Below are 8,935 nucleotides of genomic sequence, written 5' to 3'. Positions count from 1 at the left end.
GGCAACGGATCTTCGTCTGCGCGGCGGATCTCGAAGACGAGCTCATCCGCGCGCTGGGCGTGACCCGGGTGGAGGAGCTCGTCCGGGCGGAGGGCGACCTGCGTCCCCTTCAGACCTTCCTGCGCCAGCCCGCACAGCGGGGCCGCACCTCACAGCAGCAGTTGCGGCGCTTCCTCAGCACGAAGAAGGGACGCAAGATCCACTACGGCCGTGTCCTCACCGAGGCCCTGGACCCCGACCGCATACCCGCCCCGCTCGACGGCCTGCTCACCAGTCTCTGACCGCCGGGCCGAAGTCGATTGCCACCGCATCGACCTCCGGTCCGCGCGGTGGCAATGTCCTCTCGGCCCATGGGAGTTGCGGTAGCGGGTTCCCGTGTCAGGGGCGGCTCGTCAGGTAGCCGCCCATGGAGGTGAAGTACTCCGTGGCGGCCATCTCGTGGCCGTCCTCGGTCCGTACGCGTGTGATGGCCAGGCCGTGGTTGCGGCCGGTGCGGGCGTCGGCTCCGGCGACGATCACCACGCCGTCGCCCTCGCGGTAGAAGATGCGGCCGGGAGTGCCGCCGTACCGGCCCTGGGACACGACCGCGGCCAGGATTTCGAGGCGCTTGCCCTTATGGAAGGCGTAGGTGCTGGGGTACGGCTCGGACTGGGCGCGGACCAGGCGTTCGAGGTCCTCCGCCGGCCAGCTCCAGTCGATGCGGATGTCCTCGCTGGACCGCTTGTGGAAGAAGCTCGCCTTTGACCGGTCCTGCTTGGTGAACTCCGTCTGCCCGGAGGCGATGAGGTCGAGCGCTCCGATCGTGACCGGGGCGATGAGGTCGACGGTCTTGTGGAAGAGGTCGGTGGCGGTGTCGGTCGGTCCGACCGGAACCGCCTCCTGCCGGACGATGTCGCCCGCGTCGAGATCGTCGTTCATCATGTGCGCGGTGACGCCCACTTCGGACTCGCCGTTGATCAGGGCCCAGATCAGCGGGGAGAAGCCGGCGTACTTCGGCAGCAGCGCATCGTGGATGTTCAGCGTGCCGTGGCGGGGCAGGCCGAAGATGCGCGGGGGGATCCATGTCCGCCAGTTGTTCGCCACGATGATGTCCGGGTCGACCTCCTTGAGGCGCTCGAACAACTCGTCGTCGTCAGGGCGGTTGCGGATCAGCACCGGGACGCCGTGCTCTTCGGCGAGGTCGGCGACGGAGTCGCTCCAGATCTTCTCGTACGCATGCTCGCTCTTGGGGTGCGTAACGACGAGTACCACGTCGTGCTCGGAGTCCAGGAGGGCTTGCAGGGTGCGGTGCCCCCAGGTCTGGTAACCGAACATGACGACCCGCATGGGGTTCCTCCTCGAAGCAGGGGATGACCGGGGATCAAGTAAAGCAAGGCTTACCTTAGTCTGCAACGGGCCTGTTCTGGGGCGCAGTTGGCGAGTGCGATTGCCTGATCCGCCCTATCGACAGGGTTGCGGGTTTAGCTTAGGCTCACCTAAGTTTCAGTGGGCATGCCGCTCCGTCGGCGTGCCCACCGCGACTTCCCCACGCCTGACCGGCGATTGCCCCGCACGATGGGAGTGACATGTCACAGGTTCTTCCTGGTGACGCATCAGTGGTCCACGACCTCATTGGCATCGGCTTCGGGCCGTCCAATGTGGCCATGGCGATCGCACTCGGCGAGCACAACACACGCGTCGCCGGGGGAGAGGAGATCAGCGCCCACTTCTTCGAGCAGCAGCCGCGCTTCGGCTGGCACCGAGGCATGCTGATCGACGACGCGACCATGCAGGTGTCCTTCCTCAAAGACCTGGTGACGCTGCGGAACCCGGCCAGTGAGTTCAGCTTCCTCTGCTATCTGAAGAGCAAGGGACGGCTGATCGACTTCATCAACCACAAGAACCTCTTCCCGCTGCGCGTGGAGTTCCACGACTACCTCGAGTGGGCCGCGGCCAAGGTCGGGGACATGGCCTCCTACGGCCATGAGGTCGTCGGCGTCGCGCCTGTCGTCCGTGACGGGGCCGTGGAGTATCTGGATGTGACGGTCCGCTCGGCGGAGGGGCTCGCGGTCCACCGCGCCCGCAACCTCGTCATCGGTACCGGGCTGCGTCCCCTCATGCCCGAGGGCGTGGAACGCGGTGACCGCGTCTGGCACACCTCGGAACTCCTGGCGAAGGCCGACGGCCTGGAGGGCACCTCGCCCTCCCGGTTCATCGTCGTGGGCGCCGGGCAGAGTGCCGCCGAGAACGTCGCCTATCTGCACCGCCGCTTCCCGGAGGCCGAGGTCTGCGCGGTCTTCTCCCGCTACGGCTACAGCCCCGCGGACGACAGTGGTTTCGCCAACCGGATCTTCGACCCCGAGGCGGTCGACGAGTACTTCGCCGCACCCGAGGACGTCAAGCGCCGGCTGATGGACTACCACGGGAACACCAACTACTCCGTGGTGGACATCGACCTGATCGACGATCTGTACCGGCAGATGTACCAGGAGAAGGTCCTCGGCGTGGAGCGGCTGCGCTTCCTCAACGTGTCCCGGCTCGCCGGGGTCAAGGAGACGGAGACACAGGTCCGTGCCACCGTGACATCCCTCGTCACCGGCGAGGAGACGCTCCTGGACGCGGACGTGGTGGTCTTCGCCACCGGCTACAGCCCCGCCGACCCCCTCGGCCTCCTCGGCGAAGTCGCCGAGAGCTGCCTCCGCGACGCCGAGGGCCGCATCCGCGTCGAGCGCGACTACCGCGTCGCCACCGATCCCGGGCTGCGCTGCGGCATCTATCTCCAGGGCGGTACGGAGCATACCCACGGCATCACCTCCTCCCTGCTGTCCAACACCGCGACCCGGGTCGGCGAGATCCTGGACTCGCTCCTCGACCGGGGCATCCCGTCCGCTTCCGGCGGGGCCCGGCCGGTCGCCGACGGAGTCGGCAGCACCGCTCGCTAGGGGGATGACGTACTGAGACATGGGCACCACTGCGATGGAGCGCCCCTTGGCCAGGGGCATAACAAGGGCCCGTCGGCGGCGGGTTGTGGGTCTGGGCACACTCGTGGCGGTCCTCGTGATCGCGGCGGCGGTGTCGCTGGCCGTGGGTGCGCGCGCGCTGAGCCCCGCCGAGGTGTGGCACGGGCTGTTCGCGGCGCCTGACTCCGACCAGCGGCTCACCGAGATCAGGCTCATCGTGCGGACCGTGCGGCTGCCCCGGACGGTGCTCGCGATCGTGGCGGGCATCGCCCTGGGGGTCGGCGGCGCGCTGATCCAGGGGTATACGCGCAATCCGATCGCCGACACGGGCTTGCTGGGGGTGAACTCCGGTGCCTCGTTCGCCGTGGTGTCGGTGATCGCCGTGTTCGGGTTCGCCGACCCGTTCCAGTACGTCTGGTTCGCCTTCCTGGGGGCGGCGGTCGCCGGTGTCGTGGTCTTCGGGCTGGCGAGCATCGGCCGAGGGGCCGGCAATCCGTTGACGCTCGCACTGGCCGGGCAGGGGATCACGGTGTTCCTGGCGGCGATGACCACGGCGGTCGCGCTCTCGGACCAGGCGTCGCTGAACGCGCTGCGGTTCTGGAACGCGGGCTCCGTGGCCGGTGTCGGATTCGATGTCATCTGGCCGGTGGCCCTGTTCATCGCGGTCGGGCTGGTGTTGGCGCTGACCACGCTGCCCGCCCTCAACCTGCTCAACCTGGGTGACGATGTGGCGCGGGGGCTGGGCGTGAACATCGCGCTGAGCCGGACCGTCGGCATCGCCGCCATCACCCTGCTGGCGGGCGCGGCGACGGCGGCGTGCGGCCCCATCGCGTTTCTCGGGCTCATGGTGGCCCATGTGGCGCGGTATCTGACCGGGCCGGACTACCGCTGGCTGGTGCCGTACGCGGCTCTGCTCGGCGCTGTGGTCCTCCTGGTCTGCGACATCGTGGGGCGTCTGGTGGTGCGGCCGGGCGAGTTGGACGCGGGTGTGATCGTGGCTCTCCTGGGCGCCCCGTTCTTCGCGGCCCTGGTATGGCTCGGAAAGTTCAGGAGCGCATGAGCGGGACAGACGTGAAACCATCGGTGGCGCCGGGTGTGCGGCTCGGCCAGGTGTCGTTCGTATGGCGGCCCTGGCTCGTCTGCGTCACGCTGCTGCTGGCGGCGGCCACCTTTCTGGTGTTCTGCCTGTCCATCGGCGTCGGGGACTTCCCCATCGGCCTGTCCCGGGTCATCGCCACGATCCTGGGTGGCGGAGAGCGGGTCGACAAGTTCGTGATCATGGACTTGCGGATGCCGCGCGCCCTGGCCGGGCTCATCGTGGGGATCGCGCTGGGGGTGTCCGGTGCGCTGACGCAGTCCATCGCCCGCAATCCGCTGGCCAGCCCGGACATTCTGGGGATCACCGGGGGCGCCGGCGCGGTCTCGGTGTTCCTGGTGACGGTGTCGGGCGGGACCGCGGCGGCGGTCGTGAGCGCCGTGGGGCTGTCCGCGGCGGCGCTCGCCGGCGGTCTCGGCACCGGACTGCTGGTGTACTTCCTGGCGTGGCGGCGCGGGATCGACGGCTTCCGGCTCATCCTCATCGGCATCTCGGTGAGCGCCATGATGGAGGCGATCACGACATGGCTGCTGGTCACGGCCGACATCAAGGATGTGGCCCGGGCCCAGGCATGGCTGGTCGGCTCGCTGGAGGGCCGCTCGTGGAGCGAGGTCCGGGTGGCGCTGTGGTGCACGCTCGTCCTGCTGGCCGTCGTGTTCTGTGTCGCGTTCCAGTTCAAGCCGATGCACTTGGGCGACGAGGTCGCCGCGGGCCTGGGCGTCCGGTACGCGATGGTGCGGGCGGTCCTGTTGCTCTGCGCGGTCCTGCTGGCGGCTGTGGGGGTGAGCGCGGCGGGCCCGGTCCCGTTCGTCGCGCTGGTGGCGCCGCAGGTGGCGATGCGTCTGGCGAGGTGCCCTACGCCGCCGATGGTGGCCTCCGGCATGGTGGGCGCGTTGCTGCTGATCGGTGCGGACCTGATCGCGCGCACGGCGCTGCCGATCACTCTCCCGGTGGGCGTGGTCACGGCCGCGATCGGCGGCCCCTTCCTCGTCCATCTGCTGGTACGGGCCAATCTCAGATAGCTGGCAATAAAGTTCCGACAGACCTCAATACAGGGGGACTTGTGAGCGCCGAGCGCATCACCGAGATCGAGTCCGGGGCCCAGGGCAGCCCACGGCTGGCGGCCCAAGGCGTCTCGGTCGGGTACGGCGGCCGATCCGTCATCGAGGACCTGGATGTGACGATCCCGCCGGGTGTGATCACCACGATCATCGGCCCCAACGGCTGTGGCAAGTCGACCCTGCTGCGCACCCTGACACGGCTGCTCAAGCCGGCCAAGGGGGCCGTGGTGCTGGACGGCGAGGACATCGCGGGGCTCAGGACCCGGGAGGTGGCCAAGAAGCTGGGCCTGCTGCCGCAGGCGCCGGTGGCGCCGGAGGGGCTGACGGTGGCCGACCTGGTCGCCAAGGGGCGCCACCCGCACCAGAGTTGGCTGCGGCAGTGGTCGTCGGACGACGCCGGTGTCGTGGAGCGCGCGCTGGCCATGACCGGGGTGTCGGAGCTGGCCGACCGCCCGGTCGACTCGCTGTCCGGCGGGCAGCGTCAGCGCGTCTGGATCTCGATGGCCCTGGCCCAGGGCACCGATCTGCTGCTCCTCGACGAGCCGACCACCTATCTGGACCTGGCGCACGCGATCGATGTGCTGGACCTCGTGGATGACCTGCACGAGTCGGGCCGCACGGTGGTGATGGTGCTGCACGACCTCAATCTGGCCACGCGATACAGCGACAACCTCATCGTGATGCGGGCGGGCTCGATCCTGGCGCAGGGGCATCCGCGTGATGTGATCACCGCCGAGCTGCTGGACGAGGCATTCGGGCTGCGGGCCATGGTGATTGACGACCCGGTGGGCGACCGGCCGCTCATCGTGCCGATCGGCCGTACCCATGTCCGGCTCGAGCAGGTCCCGCGAAGGAATGTACAAGTAAGGCTAGGCTAGCCTCACTTAATCAAGATAAGGTTTGGCTGCCCTTAGTCAGGGGCGCAACGGACAGCGCGACAGCAAGGGATTCCGGATGCTCCTCCATCGAACGACCCGTAGGGCGCCATGGCGGCGGTTAGTGGCGGTGCTGTCCGCCGCGGCCCTCGGCGTCGGCCTCCTCGCGGGATGTGGTTCCGACTCGGCGGATGAGTCGGGCGACGACGCCCCGGCCGCCGCCTCCGGTGCGTTCCCGGTCACCGTGGAGCACGCGTTCGGATCCACGAAGATCACCAAGGCTCCCCGGCGGGTCGTCTCCGTCGGCTACACGGACGACCAGGCCATGCTGGCGCTCGGTGTCAGACCGGTCGGCATGGTCGACCAGTACCCGAACCCGGCGGGCAAGAAGCCCGACATCAACACCCAGTGGCCCTGGGTGAAGGACCAGTGGGGCGACACCCGGCCCGAGGTCGTCATGAAGAACGGCGACACCGGCCCCAACTACGAGAAGATCGCCGCCCTGCGGCCGGATCTGATCGTGGCGGTCTACTCCGAGATCGACAAGGCCGCCTACGACAAGCTCTCCCAGATCGCCCCCACCGTGGGCCGCACCAAGGGCGAGAAGGAGCCGTTCAGCGCCCCGTGGCAGGACAACGCGGTGCAGATCGCCAAGGCGCTGGGCAAGGAGAACGAGGGCACCAAGCTGGTGCGGGGAGTCCAGGACAAGCTCGGCGCGGCCAAGAAGGCGCATCCCGAGTTCGCGAACCAGACCGCCGTCATGGTGTCCTGGTACAAGAACTCGGTGGCCCCGTTCACCTCCACCGATGTGCGCGGGCGGCTGGTCACGGGCCTCGGCTTCAGCTACCAGACCAAGATCGACAGAATCGCGGACGGGAAGTTCTACACCGTCCTGTCCCCCGAGCGCGTCGACCTGGTCGACGCCGACCGCGTCTTCGTCATCAACGACAAGGCCGACCAACAGGCGCTGAAGAAGTTCCAGTTGTTCACCAACCTGGACGCGGTGAAGCAGGGCAAGGTGTCCTACCTGCTGGACAGCCAGGGCCCGGCCGTCGGCGCGGCCATCTCCCAGGGCACCCCGCTCTCCCTGCCGTACGCGATCGACCAGCTCGTCAAGTCGGTCGGCCGGGAGTGAGCACCACCACCGAGGCGCGCGTCCCCCCGGCCACTCTGCGCACGGCCACCGGACGCGTGGCCACCCGATGGGTCGCGGCCCACTGCCGAGAGGTGCCCTGGCTGACGGCCGCCACCGCGCTCACCACGGTGGCCGGGGCGGCGCTCCAGGTGCTCCCGGTGATCCTGCTCGGCCGGGTGGTCGACGGGGTGGTCGAGGGCGAGCCGCGCTCGACCCTGGTCACGATCGGGGTGGTGATGGGGGCCGCCGCACTGATCGGCGCGGCGGCCACCGCGGTGTCGACCTATCTCATCGGACGGCTGGGCGCGGATCTGCTCGCGCGGCTGCGCGAAGGCGCCGTCCGCGCGGTGCTCGGGATGCCGAGCGCACGGATCGAGCAGGTCGGTCGGGGAGACGTGCTCTCCCGGGTCGGTGACGATGTGGCCGTGCTGTCCAAGGGCATTCGCACGGCCGTCCCCACCGTGTTCTCGGCGGGGGTGCTGGTCGTCATCGCCACGGCCGGCATGTTCGGACTGGACTGGCGGCTGGGCCTCGCGGGCGCCGGTGCGCTGCCCGCGTACGCGCTGGCCCTGCGCTGGTATCTCCCCCGGTCCGCCCCGCTCTACCAGCGGCAGCGGGTGGCCCAGGCCGACCGTGCGCAGGCGCTGATCAGTGGCCTGAAGGGGATCGACACGGTGCGGGCGTACCGCCTCGAGGGCGCCTTCCGCGAGAAGGTCGGCGCCGAGTCATGGCGGGTGCGCGATCTCGGTATCGAGGTGTTCCGGTTCTTCGGCCGGTTCGTCGGCAGGGAGAACCGCGCCGAGTTCATCGGACTGGTCCTGATCATCGTGGTGGGCTACTCCTTGCTGGAGGCCGATGCCGCCAGCCTGGGCGATGTCTCGTCGGCCCCTTTGATGTTCCACCGGCTCTTCACCCCGCTGGGCTCCATCATGTTCACCTTCGACGAGGCGCAGAAGTCGGGCGCGAGCCTGACCCGGCTGGTCGGCGTGGTGGGGGAGGCCGCCGAGGACCGGCTGGTGGGCGACGCGGCCGTCTCGCCGGCGGACACCGGGCCGTACTCGGTGACGGTGGAGGGGCTGACATATCGCTACCCCGACACCGAGGAACCGGTCCTCCGGGACGTCCATCTGACGATCCCGGCCGGTGGTTCGGTCGCGCTGGTGGGGGCGACGGGCGCGGGCAAGTCCACCCTGGCCGCGCTGATCGCGGGCATCGGGACCCCGCAGGCCGGGTCGGTGCGCGTCGGGACCACCGACCTCGCCGGTCTGGACGAGGCCGGGGCGCGGGCCCTGGTGAGCATCCTGACGCAGGACACCCATGTGTTCTCCGGGCCGCTCGCCGACGACCTGCGGTTGGCCGCGCCGCAGGCGAGCGACGCCGAGCTGATGGCGGCGCTGCGCACGGTCGGCGCCGCCGAGTGGGTCGACGCGCTGCCCGATGGGCTGAACACCATGGTCGGCGAGGGCGGCGAGCGCCTGGACGTCACCAAGGTGGCCCAGATCGCCCTGGCCCGGCTGGTGCTGGGCCGGGCGCCGGTGGTGGTGCTCGACGAGTCCACCGCGGAGGCGGGCAGCGAGGGCGCCGCCGAGCTGGAGCGGGCCGTGCTGGCCGCGTGCTCGGGCCGGACCACGCTGTTCGTGGCGCACCGGCTGACCCAGGCGATGGCGGCGGACCGGATCGCCGTGCTGGACGCGGGCCGGGTGGTGGAACAAGGCACGCACGACGAGCTGGTGGCCCTGGGCGGCCGGTACGCACGACTGTGGCGGGCCTGGCGCGAAGGTAGTTAGACACCCCTGATTCAGGTGAGCTTTTCATGACGTGGAAGGGAT

Annotated in this window: 7 protein-coding genes and 1 pseudogene; 7 read left to right on the top strand and 1 reads right to left on the bottom strand. The window is 69.5% G+C overall.

What is annotated here, in order from left to right:
* Positions 1-281 (top strand): annotated as a pseudogene (locus tag KN815_RS14950) (ATP-dependent endonuclease); the annotation flags it as partial.
* A gap of 97 nt (positions 282-378) precedes the next feature.
* On the opposite strand, the gene KN815_RS14945 reads toward KN815_RS14950, so the two are convergent.
* Entirely contained in the window at positions 379-1,326 is a 948-nt protein-coding gene (locus KN815_RS14945; RefSeq protein WP_216342430.1) for a methionyl-tRNA formyltransferase, read from the bottom strand.
* 239 nt (positions 1,327-1,565) lie between these two features.
* Between KN815_RS14945 and KN815_RS14940 the strand changes: the two genes are divergently transcribed.
* The 6 genes from KN815_RS14940 to KN815_RS14915 all read left to right on the top strand — a co-directional run bounded on the left by KN815_RS14940 (position 1,566) and on the right by KN815_RS14915 (position 8,893).
* A complete protein-coding gene (locus KN815_RS14940; protein ID WP_216342429.1) occupies positions 1,566-2,921 on the top strand; it encodes a lysine N(6)-hydroxylase/L-ornithine N(5)-oxygenase family protein in 1,356 nt (451 codons plus the stop codon).
* Between the two features lie 19 nt (positions 2,922-2,940).
* Complete coding sequence (locus KN815_RS14935) at positions 2,941-3,999, top strand: FecCD family ABC transporter permease (RefSeq protein WP_216342428.1); 1,059 nt, start codon at positions 2,941-2,943, stop codon at positions 3,997-3,999.
* The gene (locus tag KN815_RS14930; RefSeq protein WP_216342427.1) at positions 3,996-5,057 is read left to right on the top strand and encodes a FecCD family ABC transporter permease; all 1,062 of its coding nucleotides are present in this window, start codon (positions 3,996-3,998) and stop codon (positions 5,055-5,057) included. Before KN815_RS14935 ends, KN815_RS14930 begins: the two co-directional genes overlap by 4 nt.
* A gap of 41 nt (positions 5,058-5,098) precedes the next feature.
* Entirely contained in the window at positions 5,099-5,974 is an 876-nt protein-coding gene (locus KN815_RS14925) for an ABC transporter ATP-binding protein (RefSeq protein WP_216342426.1), read from the top strand.
* 76 nt (positions 5,975-6,050) lie between these two features.
* Positions 6,051-7,106, top strand: a complete 1,056-nt coding sequence (locus KN815_RS14920) for an iron-siderophore ABC transporter substrate-binding protein (protein WP_216342425.1) — start codon at positions 6,051-6,053, stop codon at positions 7,104-7,106.
* On the top strand, positions 7,103-8,893 hold the full coding sequence (locus KN815_RS14915) for an ABC transporter ATP-binding protein (RefSeq protein WP_216342424.1): 1,791 nt from the start codon (positions 7,103-7,105) through the stop codon (positions 8,891-8,893). Before KN815_RS14920 ends, KN815_RS14915 begins: the two co-directional genes overlap by 4 nt.
* The last annotated feature ends 42 nt before the right edge of the window (positions 8,894-8,935 follow it).

The organism is Streptomyces niphimycinicus (genome assembly GCF_018883605.1).
GTDB classification, from domain to species: domain Bacteria; phylum Actinomycetota; class Actinomycetes; order Streptomycetales; family Streptomycetaceae; genus Streptomyces; species Streptomyces niphimycinicus.
This window is presented reverse-complemented; position numbering and strand designations above follow the sequence as displayed.

Bases quoted from the DNA above. Each gene is read 5' to 3' on its own strand.
- KN815_RS14945 (WP_216342430.1), bottom strand. From the start codon at position 1,326: ATGCGGGTCGTCATGTTCGGTTACCAGACCTGGGGGCACCGCACCCTG.
- KN815_RS14940 (WP_216342429.1), top strand. From the start codon at position 1,566: ATGTCACAGGTTCTTCCTGGTGACGCATCAGTGGTCCACGACCTCATT.
- KN815_RS14935 (WP_216342428.1), top strand. From the start codon at position 2,941: ATGGGCACCACTGCGATGGAGCGCCCCTTGGCCAGGGGCATAACAAGG.
- KN815_RS14930 (WP_216342427.1), top strand. From the start codon at position 3,996: ATGAGCGGGACAGACGTGAAACCATCGGTGGCGCCGGGTGTGCGGCTC.
- KN815_RS14920 (WP_216342425.1), top strand. From the start codon at position 6,051: ATGCTCCTCCATCGAACGACCCGTAGGGCGCCATGGCGGCGGTTAGTG.